Consider the following 17,604-nt stretch of genomic DNA (forward strand, 5'->3'; position numbering starts at 1 on the left):
CCACTAGAGTGACTCACCGTGGCAGCACGACCGTTGAACGAAATCGTCGAAGAAGGCTGGGCCAAGGCCCTGGAGCCGGTCGCCGGGAGGATCGCCGAAATGGGCGACTTCCTGCGCGCCGAGATCGCCGCCGGCCGCACCTACCTGCCGTCGGGGGCGAACGTGCTGCGCGCGTTCCAGCAGCCCTTCGACGACGTCCGGGTGCTGATCGTGGGCCAGGACCCTTATCCCACCCCGGGGCACGCCGTGGGGCTGTCGTTCTCGGTGGCCCCCGAGGTACGGCCGGTGCCCCCCAGCCTGCAGAACATCTACCAGGAGCTGAACACCGACCTCGGCCTGCCCCGGCCCTCCAACGGCGACCTGACCCCCTGGACCCGGCAGGGCGTCCTGCTGCTCAACAGGGCGCTCACCACCGCGCCGCGCACGCCGAGGGCGCACCGCGGCAAGGGCTGGGAGGCGGTCACCGAGCAGGCCATCCGCGCACTCGCCGCGCGCGGCAAGCCGCTGGTGTCCATCCTGTGGGGCTCCGACGCGCGCAGCCTGCGGCCACTGCTGGGAAGCCTGCCGGCCATCGAGTCCGCCCACCCCTCCCCCATGTCGGCCGACCGCGGTTTCTTCGGCTCGCGCAATCGAACACCCCGGCGGGCTGGTACCCGGACCCGCACGGCACGCGGAACCTGCTGCGTTACTGGGACGGGTCCCAGTGGACGGAGCACACCCACGCGGGCGGGGCACAGGTCCCGCCGCAGCCCAAGGACAACCCCTGGGAGCTGGGCGTCGACGGGGGCCCCGACCCCGCGCGCATCCAGCGCCAGGTGCAGCAGCAGGCGGGCGTGGCCCCCACCGGTCCTGGTGGGGGCACCCTCTTCAGCGAGCCCGTCCTGGTGGTCAACCAGAAGGCCAAGCTCATCGAGCTGAACAACGAGTACAGCGTCTTCGACCAGCAGGGGCGCCGGCTCGGCTCGGTGGTCCAGGTCGGCCAGAGCACCGCGCGCAAGGTGCTGCGCTTCGTCGCGAGCGTCGACCAGTTCATGTCGGTGCGCCTGGAGGTGCGCGACGCGCACGGGCAGCCCCAGTTGCTGCTGACCCGGCCTGCGAAGCTCATCAAGTCCAAGGTGATCGTGCAGCGCGCCGACGGCATGACGCTCGGCGAGATCGTGCAGCAGAACGCCATCGGCAAGATCAACTTCGCGTTCGAGGTGAACGGCCAGAAGATCGGCGCGATCAAGGCCGAGAACTGGCGCGCCTGGAACTTCGCCATCGTCGACCACACGGACACCGAGGTCGCCCGGATCACCAAGACCTGGGAGGGCCTGGCGAAGACGATGTTCACCACGGCCGACAACTACGTGCTGCAGATCCACCGGCAGCTGCCGGACCCCCTGCTGAGCATGGTCGTCGCCTCCGCCCTCACCGTGGACACCGCGCTCAAGCAGGACTCGCGCGGACTCGGCTGAGCGTGGCACGCATACGGTGCCGGGGTGCGCGGACCCGGCACCGTATCAGGACAGAACCGGACAGGTAACCCCTGCGATGGACCCGCCCGAACAACAGAGCGCGCAAAGGCACTAGCATGCCTCGCCATGAGCACTGCCGAAGGCCCCGCACCCGGCCTGCCCGTTCGTATGCCCCGCCCCCGCCAGCCCGGGCGGCACCGGCGGCCGGAGCCGCTGACCACGCCCGAGGGCGCCCCCGCGCTGGTCCTCGCCGTGCCCGGCACCCCGTCCTCCGCGATACGCAGTCTCGCCGAGGAGATCGTCAGCATCGCCCGCATCGAGCTCTCCGGACTCGACCCGCGCATCGGCTACGTCGACGGCGACGGCGAGGAGTACCCGACGCTCGAGTCCGTGCTGGCCCAGGCGGCCACCGAGCGTGGCGACCAGGCCCCCGCCGCCGTCGTGGTCCCGCTGCTGGCCGGTCCCGAGGCGTCGGTGATGCGCCGGATCCGCCAGGCCGTGGCGGACAGCCGCGCCGCGGCCGAGGTGACCGACGTGCTCGGCCCCCACCCGCTGCTGGCCGAGGCACTGCACGTACGGCTCTCCGAGGCAGGACTGGCCCGCGCCGACCGCGCGCGTCTGTTCACGGTGGCCACGGCCGCCGACGGCATCATCCTGGCCACCGTCGGTGGCGAGGAGGCCGTCCAGGCCGCCGGTGTGACCGGTCTGCTGCTGGCTGCGCGCCTCGCCGTGCCGGTGCTGGCCGCCGCGCTGGACATCGAGGGCTCGATCACCCAGGCCGCCGAGCAGCTGCGCTCTTCCGGCTCGACCACGCTGGCGCTCGCGCCGTACGTGATCGGTCCCGAGGTCGCCCCCGAGGTGCTGCACGACGCCGCCAAGGAGGCCGACTGCTCCGCGGCCGACGCGCTGGGTCCCTACCCGACCATCGGCAAGCTGGTCGTCTCCACGTACACGGCGGCCCTGGGCATCGCCCAGCCGTCGCAGGGCGCTCCCCTGGGCTGAACCCCCGGGACGTCGACGACAACGGCGTGGTGGTGCGCTCCGGGCTCCCGGGGCGAACCACCACGCCGTTGCGCGTACGGGGCGGCCGCCGTCAGCCGAAGACCACGCAGGACGCGGCCGGCACGGCCACCGAGCCCGCGAGCTTCGGCGTGCCGGTGGCCGGGTCCAGGTCGAACCAGCTGACGTCGCCGGAGCGCTCGTTGGCCGCGTAGAGCCGCTTCCCGGAGGGGTCGAGGGTCAGGTGGCGGGGCCAGTCGCCGCCGCAGTCCACCGTCTCCAGCAGCTCCAGCCGGTCACCGCTCTCGTCGACGGACAGGACGGCGATGCTGTTGTGCCCGCGGTTGGCGGCCCAGGCGAACCGGCCGTCGGGCGAGACGACCAGCTCGGAGGGGTAGTTCGGACCGGAGGCGGCCGCGGGCAGCACGGAGACCTCGGCGACGGGCTTCAGACGGCCCGCCTCCGCGTCCCAGTGACAGACCGTCACCACGGAGTCCAGCTCGTTCATGACGTAGGCGCGGTCACCGCGCGGGTGGAAGGTGAGGTGGCGCGGTCCGGTGCCGGAACGCAGGCCCATCTCGCGTTCCACTTCCAGCTCCCCGCTGTCCGCGTCGAGTTCGCAGACGCGCACGGAGTCCGTGCCGAGGTCCACACTGAGCACCCAGCGCCCGGAGGGGTCGGGCAGCACCATATGGGCGTGCGGGCCCTCCTGCCGCTCCGGGTCGGGGCCGTCGCCCTCGTGCTCCAGGACGTGGCGCGGCGCGCCGAGCGCGCCGCGGTCGTCGACCGGCAGCACGCTGACGGTGCCGGAGGCGTAGTTGGCGGTGAGCAGGTGGCCCCGGTGCAGGCACAGATGGGTGGGCGCGCCACCGCCCACCGGCACCGTGGCACCCAGCGGCTGGGGGCGGGCGGGGTCGCCCAGCGAGAACACGGCCGCGCCGCCGGCCTCGGCGTGCTCACTGACGGCGTAGAGCAGGCCGCGATCCTCGGAGAGCACGAGGAAGGAGGGGTCCTCCACCGCGGAGTCGGCGCGCAGCACCGTCAGCGCTCCCGAATCGGGCTCGACGGCGGCGGTGGTCAGCCCTTTTCCGCCCGCCGAGGTGAACGACCCGATGTAAACGTGCCCGGCCACTGCCGTACCTCTTCCGCAGGTTGTCTGTACGGCGGCTGAGATTAACGCAGTGGCCGGAAACCGATCCCGTTGCCCCCGTCACACCAGCGTCTCACCGCGGGAGAGGGCGAGGGACTGGGGGTGGTGGACGTAGGCGGGGGTCGGATCGCCGGTGTCGTAGTAGCGGTGGAAGACACCGGTGGCCGAGCCGGAGATCGGCGGCACGATCCACGACCAGTCGGCGGGCACGGGACGGCCCTTGCGCTCCTCCCGTTCGATGTGGGCGAGGAAGCGCCGGGACTCTGTGTGGTGGTCGGTGATGCTGACGCCGACGCGGTCGAAGGAGTGCAGTACGGCCCGGTTGAGCTCGACCAGGGCCCGGTCGCGCCAGAGCGAGCGGTCGCTGCCGGTGTCCAGGCCGAGGCGGTCGGCGAAGCGCGGCAGGAGGTCGTAGCGGTCGGTGTCGGCGAAGTTTCGGGCGCCTATCTCGGTGCCCATGTACCAGCCGTTGAAAGGCGCGGCCGGATAGCAGACGCCGCCGATCTCCAGGCACATGGAGGAGATGGCCGGGACGGCGTGCCAGCGCAGGCCCCACTCCGCCAGCCAGTCGAACTCCGGGTGCACGATCGGCACCTCCAGCACCGCGTCGGCCGGCAGCGGGAAGTGGCGCGGCGGTTCGGCTCCGCCCTGGACGACCAGTGGCAGGACGTCGAAGGGGGTGCCGGGGCCGCCGGACCAGCCGAGCCGCCGGGCCGCCTCGGTGATGCCGGTGTTGCCCGGATCGCCGAGCACTCCGCCGTCGGGCCGCGGGTACCCGGCGTAGCGGATCAGCTGGTCGTTCCAGATCCTCGGGCCGGGCCGGTCCGGCGCGTCCGGGGCGAAGACGGTGATGACCGGGCGGATCCGCCCGCCGTTGGTCGCGGCCCTCAGGTGGGCGGCGGCTTCCAGGGCCACCCCGCGCGCCGTCGCGACGTGGCGGCGGTCGCGGACCTGCAGGGAGTTCCAGTACAGCCGCCCTATGCAGCGGTTGCTGTTGCGCCAGGCGACGCGCGCGCCGAAGACGAGTTCCTCGTGGGTGTGCCGGTAGGTGCCCGTCGCGTCGATCTCGGCGAGCACCGCGGACAGGCGCCGTTCGGCGTCGCCGGCGGCGCCGGCGGCGCCGGGCAACTCGCGGTGGTACTGGCCCAGGAAGTCGATGGCAAGCGCGCGGACGTCCACGTCCTTGTGCCGGACGGAGGGGGCACCGTCCCCGCCGGCCGCGCGGTCCACGGGACAGGAGGCCGCCGCGCCCTCGGGAGGCCGCCCCTCGGCACCCGCCTCCGCCGCCTGCGGGTGTCCGGCGGGCCACCCGGCCAGTGGCTCGGGGCCGTCCATCCGCGCGTGCTCCGCCGCGGGAGGCACGCGGCCCGGCCCGGTACTCCGTTCGTTCTTCCCCCCGGTACGGCGCAGAAATCTCAGCACGCCTGGCACCCCCAAGACCGCCTGCGCGAACCGTTTCCCTCACGGTCCGCGGGTACGGCACGAGACTGGAATCGGTATGACCGCTTGTCCGGAGTCAGTCATCCTGGCACGCGGCGCCGAACTGGACGTCGAATCAGGCGAATTGACGACATCGCTTCCCAGGTCGGACACATCCGGTCACGTGATGACCGTGACCGGTCCCGATCCGCCCGGGGCGCGTACGAACCCGCCTCGCGCACGCCCGGCGCCGCCGCTGGACCTCCGCACGGCAGGGGCGCGCCCCTCGGGCGGGTGCGTCGGGCGGGTGCGTCAGCCGGGCCGGGAAGACGCCCCCGGGGCCGGCCGGCGTACGGATACATGCCCGCGGTTCGCCGAGGGCATCGGGCACCGCACCGCGATCTCGACCCGGCGGCACGCCGCCGTAAGCGCTCGTCATGGCAGGCGTACCGGCAGGACCGCGCCCCGCGGCCGGGCGCCTCAGACGGACCCGGCAGGCCGCGCCGGACGCGGGGCCGCGCCGAGGGGCGCGGCCAGGCCGCTGAGCGCCGCCTCCAGACCCCGCAGGTGCTCCAGGGCCCGGTCGGCGTGCGGATGAGAGCCGCTGACCATGACCGACGCCGGGGCACCATCCCCGGCCGCGCCCGGGGGCACCAGACGCCGCACCGCGATCTCGACCCGGCGGCACGCCGCCGTGAGGCGCTCGTCATGGCAGGCGTGCGGGTCGGCCACGACCTCCGCGAGGCCGCGGACCTGGCGGGCGCACTCGTCGAGCAGGGCGAGGACGGTACGCGCCCGGGCCTTGCGACGCCGCAGCGGGCTGAGGGGATGCACCAGCGGGGCGACGGCGGCGCGCACCCGCTCCAGGAGGACGTCGAGCTCGGCCACATGGCGCGCCAGGTCGTGGCCCGGGCCGCCGGCGAGGTGACGGGCGGCCTCGCCGGTGAAGTCGTGGACCGCCTGCAGTGCGCGGCGGATCCAGGCGTCGGTCGCCGCGTGCGTGGTCACCGGCAGCACCATGAGGACCGCGACGGCCGCACCCAGGGCGCCGACGGCGGTCTCGCCCAGCCGCAGCACCAGCAGCCCGGGGTGGAGGATGCCGAGCAGGCCGTAGAGCAGCCCCGCCATCACGGTCACGAAGAACATCATCCAGCTGTACGAGACCGGGGCGGTGTAGAAGATCCCGAAGACGCAGACGGCGACGAGCCCGGCGGTCGGGGCGGGCGCCCCGTGCAGCGGAAGCGCCACGGCGAGCCCGGCGGCGATACCGGTGACGGTGCCGAGGACCCGGCGGAAGCCGCGCACGAGGGTCTCGCCCCGCGAGGTGGTGTTCACGAAGATCCACCAGGCGGTGCCGACGGCCCAGTACCAGCGGTCCTCGGACAGCGCCTGGCCCACCGCCACCGCGATGCCGCCAGCGAGCACCGCCTGGAAGGCCTGCCGGGTCGTCGGTCGGCGCAGCCCCCGCGGCTGGGGCGCGGAGACGGCGGGTGCCGGGGCGGCCGCGCGCTCGTAGCACCAGAGGCCGAAGCGGACGAGGGCGGCGCAGCCCAGCCCGAGGCCCACGGCCCCGTACAGCTCCGGCAGCAGTCCCGGCCCGGCCCGCAGGAACTGGGCGATGAAGAACATCATGAAGGCGAATACGCCCAGCGCGTGGCCGCGCGGCCCCCAGCGGCGGGCGTAGACCCCGGCGAAGACCACCGCGAGGAAGGCCGCGTCCCGTGCGCCCGGGTACGGGTGAAGCCACGCGGCCAGCGCGAGGACGGGGAAGGCCACCACGGGCGTCAGCGCCGTCGTCACGGCCTGGCGGGCCGGGCCGGGGTCGGCGACGACGAAGAGCGCGAGCAGCGCGGCCAGCCCGCCGACCACGACGGCGGGCAGCGGCAGCCCGGCCGCCGCCACGGCGGCGACCGCCCCCGCGATGCCCAGGACCGCGCGCGAGCCGCTGCGCAGCCGCGCGCGCCCCGGGTCCGGTGCGATGAACATCCGCCTCAGCACGTGCGCGTCCCGCCCCTTCGTTCGTGCCGCGGTGTGTGTCCGCGCATGGAAAAGGCGCTGCGGGGACCTCGTGTCCGCCGCAACGCCATCGTCGCCTACAGGAAAACATCCTTCGGGCCCGTGGCTCAACCGACCGCGTCCCCACTGGGCCATTGGCCCAGGCCCCATTCCGCCGGCCAGGGCGGGGACGGACCAGTGGCCCATGCCGGAACGCCCATTCGGCGTATATTGAGGAGAAAGGCGGACGTATTGACGCGAAAAAGTCGATCCCGCCTTTAAAGGCGCCCGACGAACCAACTCACCGGATCCGCCCCAGGAGGGGCCCGAGTCGAAGCCGACCCGTCCGGAGGAGGACGCGATGAGGGACGTGGCGAGCGAGCGGGACGTGGGCCGTCCCGGAACCATCGAGCGCGTCGTGACACTCGACGTCAACGGCCGGTCATACACCCTTCGCCTGGACACCCGGGTGACGCTGTTGGACGCGCTGCGGGACCGGCTGGGCCTGACGGGCACGAAGAAGGGCTGCGACCAGGGAGCCTGCGGTGCGTGCACGGTCCATCTCGACGGCAGGAGAGTGCTGTCCTGCCTGACACTGGCGGCGCAGGCCGAGGGCCGGGCGATCACCACCATCGAGGGCGTCGCGGGCACGGAGGGGCCGCACCCGGTGCAGCGGTCCTTCATGGACCACGACGGCTTCCAGTGCGGTTTCTGCACCCCCGGGCAGATCATGTCCGCGGTGGCGCTGATGGCCGAGGGCCGGACCGGCTCCGACGAGGAGATCCGGGAGTTCATGAGCGGCAACCTGTGCCGCTGCGGCGCCTATCCCAACATCGTGGCCGCGATCCGTGAGGCGGCATCAGGGGGAGGTTACGATGCGCACCTTTGAGTACGTGCGGGCGACCGACACCCAAGAGGTCGTACGGATGCTGGCGGAGGACCCGTCGGCGTCCTGTCTCGCGGGCGGCACGACCCAGCTGGACCTGATGAAGGACGGGGTCCTTGAGCCGCCGACGCTGATCGACATAACCCGGCTCCCGCTGCACGGCATCGAGCGGCGCGGCGAGTCGCTCCACGTGGGGGCGCTGGCCACGATGGAGGAGCTGGCCGCGGACGCCACCGTCGCCGAGCGGCTGCCGGTGGTGCGCGAGGCCCTCCTGCTGGGCGCGTCGACGCAGTTGCGCAACATGGCGACGATCGGCGGCAACCTGCTGCAGCGCACCCGCTGCCGCTACTTCCGCGACCCCAATGTGCTCGAGTGCAACAAGCGCGCTCCGGGCACCGGCTGCGCGGCCGTGCGGGGCGTGGCCAGGATGCACGCCGTCCTCGGCGTGAGCGAGAACTGCATCGCGCTGCACGCCTCGGACCTCGCCGTCGCACTGGTGGCGCTCGACGCGGTCGTGCACATCCAGGGGCTGTCGGGCCGGCGCACCGTCCCTCTGACGGAGTTCTACGTGACGGCAGTCGAGAGCCCCCAGCGGGAGAACGTCCTGGAGCACGCCGAGCTGATCACCGAGGTGGAGATCCCGCTCCCACCGCCGTCCGCCCGCTCGGGCTACCTCAAGGTCCGCGACCGGGTGTCCTACGAGTTCGCCCTGACCTCGGCCGCGGTGGTGCTCGTCGTGGAGGACGGCACGATCCGTCAGGCCCGGGTCGGCCTCGGCGGGGTGGGGTCGAAACCCTGGCGGGCCTACGAGGCCGAGCACGTGCTGACCGGCGCGCCCGCCACGTCGGCGACGTTCGTCGACGCGTCCGAGGCGACGATGCGCGACGCCTGGACCGTGCCCGGCACGGCGTTCAAGGTGCCCCTGGCCCGCCGGACCCTCGTCCGCGAGCTGCAGACAGTGTCAGGAGTGACGGCATGAGCACGGTCGAGAGCAGGCCGTTGGTCGGCGCGGGCCTCAACCGGGTCGACGGACCGCGCAAGGTCACCGGCGCCGCCCCCTACCCGATGGACTTCAGCGTCCCCGGCCAGGCCTACGGCGCCCTGGTGCAGAGCACGGTCGCCTCGGGCCGGATCGTCCGCATGGACACCGAGGAGGCCGAACGCTCCCCGGGTGTGATCTCGGTGCTCACCCACGAGAACGCCCCGCGGGTCGGGACCGGCCCCACCACGGTGCTCGGCGAGTCGCCGCCCGCCCCGCTGCGCAACGACCGGGTCATGCACCACGGGCAGCACATCGCCTTCGTGGTGGCCGAGACACCCGAACAGGCCACCGCCGCGGCACGGCTGGTGCACGCGGAGTACGAGGCCGCCGAGCCTTTGCTGGACCTGCAGGACCCGCGGGCGCAGCATCTGGTGGACCCGTGGAAGATGGACCACTCGCGCGGCGACGCCGCCGCGGCACTGGAGGCCGCCGACGTCGTCGTGCGCGGTACGTATTTCACGGCGGACAACACCAACAACCCGCTCGGGCTGTTCGCCACGCTGGCCGTGTGGGAGGGGGACACCCTCACCGTCCACGACACCAGCCAGTGGCCGTCGATGGTGCGCACCACACTCGCCATGGCCTTCGGCATCCCCGAGAGCTCGGTGCGGGTGCTGGTGCCCTACGTGGGCGGTGGCTTCGGCGCCGGGCTGCGGGCGTGGCCGCACGTGATCCTCACCGCGATGGCCGCCCGGACGACCAAGCGCCCGGTGAAGCTCGTGCTGACCCGGCCGCAGATGTTCACCTCCGTCGGGCACCGTCCCAGCGGGGTGCAGTGGCTCAGCGTGGGCGCCTCGCGCGACGGCGAACTGGTCGCCCTCGACCACCGCAGCCTCAGCTCGCTGAGCATGGAGGACAACGACTACGAGCCGTTCTCCCACGGGACCGCCTTCTCCTACCGGTGCCCGAACGTGATCACCCGCGACGAGCAGGCCAAGCTCAACATCGCCGTGCCGACCTCGATGCGCGCCCCCGCGGAGGCGCAGGGCTCCTTCGCGCTGGAATCGGCCCTCGACGAGCTGGCCTACACCCTGCGCATGGACCCGCTGGAGCTGCGGATCCGCAACCACACCGAGGTCGACCCGCGCAACGGGCTGCCCTGGTCCGGTAAGGCACTCCTGGAGTGCTACGAGGCCGGGGCGCGGCGCTTCGGCTGGTCCGACCGGAACCCGGAGCCGCGGTCCATGCGCGACGGCAACTGGCTCGTGGGCTACGGCATGGCGAGCGCGATGTTCCCGTACTTCGCGACGCCGTGCATGGCCGAGGTCACCGTCAACCGCGACGGCAGCGCGTTCGTGCGCAGTGCGGCGACGGACATCGGCACCGGCACGTACACCGTGATGGCACAGCTGTCCGCCGAGGAACTGGGCCTGCCCATGGACAAGGTCCGCTTCGACCTCGGCGACTCCGACATGCCCGACTCGATGATGGCGGGCGGCTCCGGGCTGACCGGTGCGCTCGGCAACGCCGTGCACGACGCCTGCCGCAGGCTCGTGGGGCTGTTCGCCGACCTCGCCCGCGGGGACGCCGGCTCGCCGCTGCTGGGCGCCTCCCCCGAGGACGTCGAGGCCTCCGGCGGCGGGGTCCACCTCGTCGGCCGCCCGGACCGCGGGCAGTCGTACGCCGACATCCTCGCCCGGCACGGGCTGCCCCAGCTCACGGCGACCGGGAGCAGCACGCCCCTCGTCCCGGCCGAGATCGGCATGTCGCCGGCCGGGGCCTACGGCGCGAAGTTCGTGGAGGTGCGCGTCGACGCCGACCTCGGCATCGTCCGTGTCGCCCGCGTGGTGTCCGCGATCGACGGCGGCCGCATCCTCAACGAGAAGACGGCCAGGAGCCAGATCATCGGCGGGACGGTCGGCGGGATCGGCATGGCCCTGTTCGAGGACACCGTCACCGACCCGCGTACCGGCCGGATCGCCAACGGGACGTTCGGGGACTATCTCGTCGCCGTGAACGCCGACATCCCGGAGCTGGACGTGATCTTCGTAGGCGAGCCCGACCGCGGCACGCCGACCGGCACCAAGGGAGTCGGCGAGGTCGGCCTGGTCGGCATCGCGCCCGCCATCGCCAACGCCGTTCACCACGCCACCGGCAAGCGCATCCGCGACCTGCCGATCACCATCGACGACCTGCTCTGAGCGGCGCGCACGGGCCGTCGGTAGCGTCGGATCCCCTGCCGTACGCCCGGGACCCCAAGGAGGCCGCGCCCCGTGCCCGCTGACGAGCTGGACGCCCGGATCCTGGCGCTGCTGCTGGAACAGCCGCGCACCAGCGTCCGCGAGTACGCCCGCATCCTGGGTGTGGCGCGGGGGACCCTGCAGGCGCGGCTGGACCGGCTGGACCGGGACGGGGTGATCACCGGGTACGAGCCGCGGCTGTCGCCCGAGGCCCTGGGGTACCGGGTGCTGGCCTTCGTCCACCTGGAGGTGACCCAGGGTCATCTGGACGACGCGGGCGAGGCCCTGGCCGCTGTGCCCGAGATCATCGAGGCGTTCTCGATCACCGGCGGCGGGGACCTGCTCACCCGGGTGGTCGCCCGGGACGCCGCACACCTGGAGGACGTGATCCAGCGTCTGATCCAAGTGCCGGGTGTGGTGCGCACCCGCACCGAGGTGGCGCTGCGCGAGCGGGTGCCGCAGCGGATGCTGCCGCTGGTCCGGGAGGTCGGCCGGGACGCCGCGGCCGGGCGCACGCCGTGATCGCGGGCTTGGCATGCTGGGGGTCATGACGCTCCCCGCGGTGATATTCGACCTGGACGGCACCCTCGTGGACAGCGAGCCCAACTACTTCGAGGCGGGCCGCCGGCTGCTGGCCGCGCACGGCGTGGACGACTTCACCTGGGAGCAGCACCGGCGCTTCGTCGGCATCGGCACCAAGGAGACGCTGGCGACCCTCCGCGAGGAGTACGGCCTGCCGGCGTCCGTCCAGGAGCTGCTGGACGGCAAGAACCGGCTCTACCTGGAACTGGCCCACGGGGCCACCCACGTGTTCCCGCGGATGCGCGCGTTCGCCGAACTCCTGGCGCAGGCCGGGCACCCCATGGCGGTGGCCTCGGGCTCCTCGCGGGAGGCGATCCGGGCGGTGCTGGCGGGGACCGGGCTGGACGCCCTGCTGACGACCGTGGTCTCGGCGGAGGAGGTCGACCACCCCGCCCCGGACGTCTTCCTGGAGGCGGCGGCCCGGCTCGACGTGGACCCGGCGGACTGCGTGGTCGTCGAGGACTCGCCGCCCGGCGCGGAGGCGGCGCACCGGGCGGGCATGCGGTGCGTCGCCGTCCCCTACCTGGCCGTGCAGGCCGACGATCCCGCCTTCGCGACGGCCGGTCTGCTGGTGCGCGGCGGGCAGAACGCCTTCGACGCCCGCGCGGTGATGGACTGGCTGACGGCCTGACGCGCGGGCGGTGCGGCGTTCAGCCGAGGAAGCTCAACCGGACCTGGCGTCGCGGGTTGTCGCGGTTGGTGTCGACCAGGACGACGGACTGCCAGGTGCCGAGTTCCAGCCGGCCGCCGATCACCGGGAGCGTGGCGTGCGGCGGGACGATGGCAGGCAGCACATGGTCGCGGCCGTGGCCGGGGCTGCCGTGGCGGTGGCGCCAGCGGTCGTCGGCAGGGAGCAGGTCGTGGAGCGCGGTCAGGAGGTCGTCGTCGCTGCCCGCGCCGGTCTCGATGACGGCGATCCCGGCGGTGGCGTGCGGGACGAACACGTTGAGCAGCCCGTCGCGTCCATGGGCGACGTCGTCGAGGAAGTCGGCGCAGGCGCCGGTCAGGTCGTGGACCGTCTCGCGGCTGCCGGTGGTGACGTCGATGGTGCGGGTGGAGAAAGCGTCGGCCATGTGACCATGGTGACTCACCCGGGAACACCGCGCGTTCCGGGGCCGTCGCGGGCGTTCCGAGGGCCGAGACACCGTTGGAGCCATCTGGACGGCCTGGCTACGTTCGTCGGCATGTCGCGTCCCGTTCTGTTCACCACGCGCGGTCACATCGACCTACTGCGGGTGGCCTCCGCCGCCTGTCGCCGCGGCTGCTGACGCCTCCACATCTTTTCACGCGCCTTCCCGCGCGCCCCCAACCCGTCGTGCCGCCGGGCGCGCTGCTGCCCGGCGCGATGACGGGGCTGCGCTCATCGCTCGCGACCGCGTGGCTCGCGATGGGCTTCGGGGAGCAGATCAACGCCTCCGACGGCATCGGCTTCCTGATGAACCAGGCACGGCGCTTCCTGCGGACCGACGTGATCGTGGTCTGCCTCGTCGTCCACGCCTTCCTCGGCCTCACCGCCGACATCGCCGTCCGCCTTGTCTAAGGCTGCTGCCGCAACGGCGACCGGCCTCCACCGGCCAGTGAGCCAACGCCGCGGAAACCGTGGGCGGTCCAGCGGCCGTGCGCGTGACCGGGCTGACCCGCTCCTTCAGCGGCCGTCCCGTCATCGACGGCCTCGGCCTCACCTTGCGGCCGGGCGAGTTCACCGCGCTGCTCGGCCGCAGCGGCTGCGGCAAGAGCACGCCGCTGCGTGTCCTGGCCGGGCTCGACCGGGAGATCGAGGTCACCGTGCTGGTTCCCGAGGCGTGCGGTCGACTTCCAGGCACCACGGCTGATGCCGTGGAAGCGGGTGTGGCCCGACGTCCTGCTCGGACTGCGGGGGCGGCCGGATCGGGCGCCGGCGAGGCCGCGTTGGACGAGGTCGGACTGCGGCAGCGGTCCGGTGCCTGGCCGAAGACGCTGTCGGGCGGTGAGACCCAGCGTGCCTCGCTCGCCAGGGTGCTGGTCCACGAGCCCGATCTGCTGCTGCTCGACGAGCCGTTCGGCGCGCTGGACGCCCTGACCCGCATCAAGGCGCAGCGCCTCGTCGCCGGCCGGCCGGCGTCCGCGCCGGACGGGGCGGGGCGCCGCTGCTGCGGTCCGGAGGCCGCTGAACGGGGCCGCACGACAGGGGCGGCTGTCCTGATCCGGGCGGCCGGCCCTCGATTGGTCTGGACCACTTGCCGTCCCTCGGGATAGGGTCGGCAGCGCCCGCCCGAGCGCCAGAGGGGGACCCCCCGTGTACGCACCGCACCGCGTCGCCGCGCTGGTCGACGTCTGCCTGCTGCCCGCCGGTCAGACCCGCAGACCGCCGGAATGGCTCCGGCGCGGCCTGGAGCGGGCCGGGGCGGTCACCATCGACGTGCCCGCCGCGCTCAGCGGGCCCGCGGTCACGGAGCTGCTGCGGGACGAGTTGGGCGACGGCGCGGTCGTGATCAGCGAACCGCTCGATACCGACGAGGTCGTGGAGGGCTGGGGCGTACCGGGGGCAGCCGTCCTGGCCTGGCTCTCGGGCGTGGACCTGCTCCAGCTCGGGCCCGGCTGCGGCACGGGCGTCCGGGAGGCCATCCGCACCGCGGCCACCCGCGCGGTCGCCGACGGCGACCTGCCGCTGTCCCGCCTTGAGGAGGCCGCCGCGCGGGTGGCCCGGCTGCGGCGCGAGGTGGCCGCGGGAAGCTTCCACGAAGGCGCGTAGTTAGTGGAAGCGTGAACCATGTGGATGTGGACGTCGCCGTCATCGGTGCCGGGCAGGCCGGGCTCTCCGGTGCGTACTTCCTGCGACGGGCCGGGATGCGGCCCGACGAGGACTTCGTCGTCCTGGACCACTCCCCCGGCCCCGGCGGCGCCTGGCAGTTCCGCTGGCCGACGCTGACCTACGGCAGGGCGCACGGGGTGCACTCGCTGCCCGGCATGGAGCTGGAGGGCGCCGACCCCGGCCGGCCGTCCGCCGAGGTCGTCGCCGAGTACTTCGGCCGCTACGAGCGCACCTTCGACCTGCGGGTGCACCGCCCGGTCGGCGTCTCCACGGTCCGCGAGGGCCCGGGCGGGCGCCTGCTCGTCGAGTCCGACGCCGGCACATGGGCGGCCCGCGCACTGCTCAACGCCACCGGGACCTGGGACCGGCCCTTCGTGCCCCGCTACCCGGGTCAGGAGACCTTCCGCGGCCGCCAGCTGCACACGGCGGGGTACCGCGGGCGCGAGGAGTTCGCCGGGAAGCACGTGATCGTGGTCGGCGGCGGCACTTCGGCCGTCCAGCTGCTGTTGGAGCTCCACGAGCCGGGTGGCGCGGCCGCGACGACCTGGGTCACCCGGCGGCCTCCCGTCTATCGCACCGGCCCCTTCGGCGAGGAGCAGGGCAGGGCGGCGGTCGCGCTGGTCGAGGAGCGCGTCAAGCAGGGCCTGCCGCCCCAGAGCGTCGTCAGCGTGACGGGGCTGCCCATGACCGAGGCGATGGAACGCGCCCATGAGCGCGGCATCCTCGAACGCCTCCCCATGTTCGACCGGATCACCCCGGACGGCGTGACCTGGGCGGACGGCCGCCACGTCACCGCCGAAGTCATCCTGTGGGCCACCGGTTTCCGCGCGGCCCTCGACCACCTCGCCCCGCTGCACCTGCGCGGGTCCGGCGGCGGCATCCGGCTGGAGGGACTCACCCGGGTCGCCGCTGACCCCCGGGTCCACCTCATCGGCTACGGCCCCTCCGCGAGCACGATCGGCGCCAACCGGGCCGGCCGCAGCGCCGTCCGCGAGATCCGCGCCTACTTGCGGGACCGGGACCGCGCCCTGGACGATCCCCGGGCGCCGGAGCCGGTGACCGCGGCCGGCTGACGGCGCCGCCGCCCGGCAGGGGCACCGACCCGCGTCAAGGAGGGGCTCCTCGGTACGGCCGTGCCGGACGCCCGGACCCCTGCGGCGCGCGACGGGCGGTGCCCCACGACGGCAGGTACCCCACGACGGCACCAGGTGGCACCCCGGCGGGAGTGACGTGCCCGGGGATGCCTCAGCAGCGGTGGGCCGCCCTGCCCACCCGGTCCGGGACCGAAAACAGGTGCCGAGATCCGACGGCACCGGGCGCACCGCCACGCGCGCCCTCGGCTCGGCGGAAGGTGGGCGGTACGGGCGGACCGGACCGGCTTACGGCCGGGGCACGGACGGCCACGGCCTGGCACGGCCCGGCGGGCACCGCAGGGCTCAACGGGCGGCGCGGCCACTCTTGCCGAGGGTGGAGGCACGGACGACGAGTTCGGGCTGGAAGACGATGCGCCGGTGCTCGTGCTCCTCGGCCGCGTCCCCGGTCTCCTCGATGAGCAGGTCGGCCGCCGCCCGGCCCATCCGGTACGCGGGCTGCCGCACGGACGTCAGCGGCACCGCGGCCGCCGCCGCGAACTCGATGTCGTCGTAACCGACCAGTGCGATCTCCTCGGGCACCGCGATGCCCGCCGCGTACAGCGCCTGCAGCACGCCCAGCGCGAGCAGGTCGTTGGCGCAGAAGACGGCCGTCGGACGGTTGGCCATCCCCAGCAGGCGGGCCCCGGCGTCGCGTCCTGAGGGGACGTCGAGCCGCTCCGTCTCGATGTGCGCCAGGGACTCGGCGGGGAGCCCCGCGGCGGCGAGCGCGTCCAGGGCGCCGGTGCGCCGGTCCTGGCACTGGGCGAGGTGCATCGGACCGCTGACGTAGACGATGCGTTCGTGGCCGCGCTCGATGAGGTGGTCGACCGCGAGGCGGCCGCCCTCGATGTCGTCCACGGACACCGAGCAGGCCTCGGCGCTCGGCACGACGCGGTCCACGAAGACGAAGGGGATGCCGTGCCGCCGGAAGGAGGCGATGTTGCGGCCGCTGGTGTCCGCGGGCGTCACCAGGACGCCGCGCACCCGCTGTTCGGCGAACAGCCCCAGGTAGTCGGCCTCCTCCGAGGGGCTCTCGCCACTGTTGCAGAGCATCACGCCGAGCCCGGTCTCGCGGGCGGCCCGCTCGGCGCCCGAGGCGACGTCCACGAAGAAGGGGTTGGCCATGTCGAGCACGAGCAGCGCGATGATCCTGCTGCGGCCCGCCCTCAACTGCCGTGCGGACTCACTGCGCACGTAGCCGAGTTGTTCGATGACCGACAGCACGCGGGCACGCGTGTCCTCGGAGACCATGTCGGGCCGGTTGATCACGTTCGACACCGTGCCGACCGAAACGCCCGCCTGCCGGGCGACATCCTTGATCCCCACCATGCGTGTCACGAGCTCCGCCCTACCTCCTGCCGCCGGCCCGCCACAGGCCGCGGGTTCATGCTACGCATAGGTGACGGCGTCGGCGCCCACTGTGTCCGGCCGGCCGAACGGCGGCGGTGGCGCGGAACGGTGGCCTGCGGGGCGGGGCGGATCGTCCGCGCGGGCGTGGGCCGCGCCGTCACGCCAGGTGGAAGACCTCCGTGAGCGGCCGCATGGCCTCGTCGGGCCGGGCCCCGTCCAGCGCCTCGAAGAAGTCCGCCACCTCCGCCTGCCAGCGGGCGTTGACGTCGGTCGCCGCCATGGCCTCCTGCGCCGCCGCGAAGTCCTCGGTCTCCAGGTAGCCGACGAGCAGGCCGTCCTCGCGGAGGAAGAGGGAGTAGTTGTGCCAGCCGGTTGCGGAGAGGGCGTCCAGCATCTCGGGCCAGACGGCGGCGTGGCGCTCGCGGTACTCGGCGAGCCGGTCCTTCCGGACCTTCAACAGGAAACAGACGCGCTGCACGGTCAACCCTGGCCTCTCGGTCTGATATGAAAGGTTTCAATCAATGGCAGGGACGTTAGGACACCCCGACATGGCTCGTCAATGGCACGCTCTGCGACGTGCAGACATCCGATCTCTGCCCCATGGTGTGGGGCACATACGG

The 17,604-nt window shown here is 73.4% G+C and carries 16 protein-coding genes and 2 pseudogenes; 12 read left to right on the top strand and 6 right to left on the bottom strand.

Annotation, left to right across the window (positions count from 1 at the left end):
• Positions 1 to 18 precede the first annotated feature (18 nt).
• From ACRWNP_RS20505 to ACRWNP_RS20515, 3 genes and pseudogenes are all read left to right on the top strand, one after another.
• Positions 19 to 627: pseudogene (locus ACRWNP_RS20505) on the top strand (uracil-DNA glycosylase); the annotation flags it as partial.
• Positions 628 to 677: 50 nt separating this feature from the next.
• Positions 678 to 1,457 (top strand): phospholipid scramblase-related protein, encoded by a 780-nt coding sequence (locus tag ACRWNP_RS20510; protein ID WP_431963479.1) that lies wholly within the window; start codon positions 678 to 680, stop codon positions 1,455 to 1,457.
• Positions 1,458 to 1,583: 126 nt separating this feature from the next.
• The gene (locus ACRWNP_RS20515; RefSeq protein WP_431963392.1) at positions 1,584 to 2,459 is read left to right on the top strand and encodes a sirohydrochlorin chelatase; all 876 of its coding nucleotides are present in this window, start codon (positions 1,584 to 1,586) and stop codon (positions 2,457 to 2,459) included.
• 91 nt (positions 2,460 to 2,550) lie between these two features.
• Here ACRWNP_RS20515 and ACRWNP_RS20520 read toward each other — a convergent pair whose 3' ends face one another.
• The 3 genes from ACRWNP_RS20520 to ACRWNP_RS20530 all read right to left on the bottom strand — a co-directional run bounded on the left by ACRWNP_RS20520 (position 2,551) and on the right by ACRWNP_RS20530 (position 7,011).
• Positions 2,551 to 3,588: a lactonase family protein gene (locus ACRWNP_RS20520; RefSeq protein ID WP_431963394.1), complete on the bottom strand. Its 1,038-nt coding sequence runs from the start codon at positions 3,586 to 3,588 to the stop codon at positions 2,551 to 2,553.
• A 78-nt stretch (positions 3,589 to 3,666) separates the two neighbouring features.
• Positions 3,667 to 4,941 carry a nitric oxide synthase oxygenase gene (locus ACRWNP_RS20525; protein WP_431963395.1) on the bottom strand — a complete coding sequence of 425 codons (1,275 nt, stop codon included), beginning with the start codon at positions 4,939 to 4,941 and terminating at the stop codon, positions 3,667 to 3,669.
• Between the two features lie 564 nt (positions 4,942 to 5,505).
• Positions 5,506 to 7,011 carry an FUSC family protein gene (locus tag ACRWNP_RS20530; RefSeq protein WP_431963397.1) on the bottom strand — a complete coding sequence of 502 codons (1,506 nt, stop codon included), beginning with the start codon at positions 7,009 to 7,011 and terminating at the stop codon, positions 5,506 to 5,508.
• A 370-nt stretch (positions 7,012 to 7,381) separates the two neighbouring features.
• On the opposite strand from ACRWNP_RS20530, the gene ACRWNP_RS20535 reads away from it, so the two are divergent.
• The 5 genes from ACRWNP_RS20535 (at position 7,382) to ACRWNP_RS20555 (ending at position 12,341) form a co-directional block, all read left to right on the top strand.
• Positions 7,382 to 7,909 carry a (2Fe-2S)-binding protein gene (locus ACRWNP_RS20535; RefSeq protein ID WP_431963399.1) on the top strand — a complete coding sequence of 176 codons (528 nt, stop codon included), beginning with the start codon at positions 7,382 to 7,384 and terminating at the stop codon, positions 7,907 to 7,909.
• A complete protein-coding gene (locus tag ACRWNP_RS20540) occupies positions 7,896 to 8,885 on the top strand; it encodes an FAD binding domain-containing protein (RefSeq protein WP_431963401.1) in 990 nt (329 codons plus the stop codon). Before ACRWNP_RS20535 ends, ACRWNP_RS20540 begins: the two co-directional genes overlap by 14 nt.
• The gene (locus tag ACRWNP_RS20545; protein ID WP_431963403.1) at positions 8,882 to 11,089 is read left to right on the top strand and encodes a xanthine dehydrogenase family protein molybdopterin-binding subunit; all 2,208 of its coding nucleotides are present in this window, start codon (positions 8,882 to 8,884) and stop codon (positions 11,087 to 11,089) included. Before ACRWNP_RS20540 ends, ACRWNP_RS20545 begins: the two co-directional genes overlap by 4 nt.
• Positions 11,090 to 11,161: 72 nt before the next feature.
• Entirely contained in the window at positions 11,162 to 11,650 is a 489-nt protein-coding gene (locus ACRWNP_RS20550; RefSeq protein ID WP_431963405.1) for an Lrp/AsnC family transcriptional regulator, read from the top strand.
• A 25-nt stretch (positions 11,651 to 11,675) separates the two neighbouring features.
• Positions 11,676 to 12,341 carry an HAD family hydrolase gene (locus ACRWNP_RS20555; protein WP_431963407.1) on the top strand — a complete coding sequence of 222 codons (666 nt, stop codon included), beginning with the start codon at positions 11,676 to 11,678 and terminating at the stop codon, positions 12,339 to 12,341.
• 19 nt (positions 12,342 to 12,360) lie between these two features.
• Here ACRWNP_RS20555 and ACRWNP_RS20560 read toward each other — a convergent pair whose 3' ends face one another.
• Positions 12,361 to 12,783: a secondary thiamine-phosphate synthase enzyme YjbQ gene (locus ACRWNP_RS20560; protein WP_431963409.1), complete on the bottom strand. Its 423-nt coding sequence runs from the start codon at positions 12,781 to 12,783 to the stop codon at positions 12,361 to 12,363.
• A gap of 239 nt (positions 12,784 to 13,022) precedes the next feature.
• Between ACRWNP_RS20560 and ACRWNP_RS20565 the strand changes: the two are divergent.
• The 4 genes and pseudogenes from ACRWNP_RS20565 to ACRWNP_RS20580 form a co-directional block, all read left to right on the top strand.
• Positions 13,023 to 13,291 (top strand): annotated as a pseudogene (locus tag ACRWNP_RS20565) (ABC transporter permease); the annotation flags it as partial.
• Positions 13,292 to 13,333: 42 nt separating this feature from the next.
• Positions 13,334 to 13,945 (top strand): ATP-binding cassette domain-containing protein, encoded by a 612-nt coding sequence (locus tag ACRWNP_RS20570; RefSeq protein ID WP_431963411.1) that lies wholly within the window; start codon positions 13,334 to 13,336, stop codon positions 13,943 to 13,945.
• 40 nt (positions 13,946 to 13,985) lie between these two features.
• Entirely contained in the window at positions 13,986 to 14,441 is a 456-nt protein-coding gene (locus tag ACRWNP_RS20575; protein WP_431963413.1) for a hypothetical protein, read from the top strand.
• A 20-nt stretch (positions 14,442 to 14,461) separates the two neighbouring features.
• Entirely contained in the window at positions 14,462 to 15,574 is a 1,113-nt protein-coding gene (locus ACRWNP_RS20580) for an NAD(P)-binding domain-containing protein (protein WP_431963480.1), read from the top strand.
• A gap of 363 nt (positions 15,575 to 15,937) precedes the next feature.
• On the opposite strand, the gene ACRWNP_RS20585 is transcribed toward ACRWNP_RS20580, so the two are convergent.
• Together ACRWNP_RS20585 and ACRWNP_RS20590 are read right to left on the bottom strand one after the other, a co-directional pair.
• On the bottom strand, positions 15,938 to 16,963 hold the full coding sequence (locus ACRWNP_RS20585; RefSeq protein WP_431963482.1) for a LacI family DNA-binding transcriptional regulator: 1,026 nt from the start codon (positions 16,961 to 16,963) through the stop codon (positions 15,938 to 15,940).
• Between the two features lie 178 nt (positions 16,964 to 17,141).
• The gene (locus tag ACRWNP_RS20590; protein WP_431963415.1) at positions 17,142 to 17,462 is read right to left on the bottom strand and encodes an L-rhamnose mutarotase; all 321 of its coding nucleotides are present in this window, start codon (positions 17,460 to 17,462) and stop codon (positions 17,142 to 17,144) included.
• Positions 17,463 to 17,604 lie beyond the last annotated feature (142 nt).

Source organism: Actinacidiphila sp. bgisy160 (assembly GCF_965342435.1).
Classification (GTDB): Bacteria; Actinomycetota; Actinomycetes; order Streptomycetales; family Streptomycetaceae; genus Actinacidiphila.

Bases quoted from the DNA above. Each gene is read 5' to 3' on its own strand.
- ACRWNP_RS20515 (WP_431963392.1), top strand. From the start codon at position 1,584: ATGAGCACTGCCGAAGGCCCCGCACCCGGCCTGCCCGTTCGTATGCCC.
- ACRWNP_RS20525 (WP_431963395.1), bottom strand. From the start codon at position 4,941: ATGGACGGCCCCGAGCCACTGGCCGGGTGGCCCGCCGGACACCCGCAG.
- ACRWNP_RS20530 (WP_431963397.1), bottom strand. From the start codon at position 7,011: ATGTTCATCGCACCGGACCCGGGGCGCGCGCGGCTGCGCAGCGGCTCG.
- ACRWNP_RS20535 (WP_431963399.1), top strand. From the start codon at position 7,382: ATGAGGGACGTGGCGAGCGAGCGGGACGTGGGCCGTCCCGGAACCATC.
- ACRWNP_RS20540 (WP_431963401.1), top strand. From the start codon at position 7,896: ATGCGCACCTTTGAGTACGTGCGGGCGACCGACACCCAAGAGGTCGTA.
- ACRWNP_RS20545 (WP_431963403.1), top strand. From the start codon at position 8,882: ATGAGCACGGTCGAGAGCAGGCCGTTGGTCGGCGCGGGCCTCAACCGG.
- ACRWNP_RS20555 (WP_431963407.1), top strand. From the start codon at position 11,676: ATGACGCTCCCCGCGGTGATATTCGACCTGGACGGCACCCTCGTGGAC.
- ACRWNP_RS20560 (WP_431963409.1), bottom strand. From the start codon at position 12,783: ATGGCCGACGCTTTCTCCACCCGCACCATCGACGTCACCACCGGCAGC.
- ACRWNP_RS20585 (WP_431963482.1), bottom strand. From the start codon at position 16,963: ATGGTGGGGATCAAGGATGTCGCCCGGCAGGCGGGCGTTTCGGTCGGC.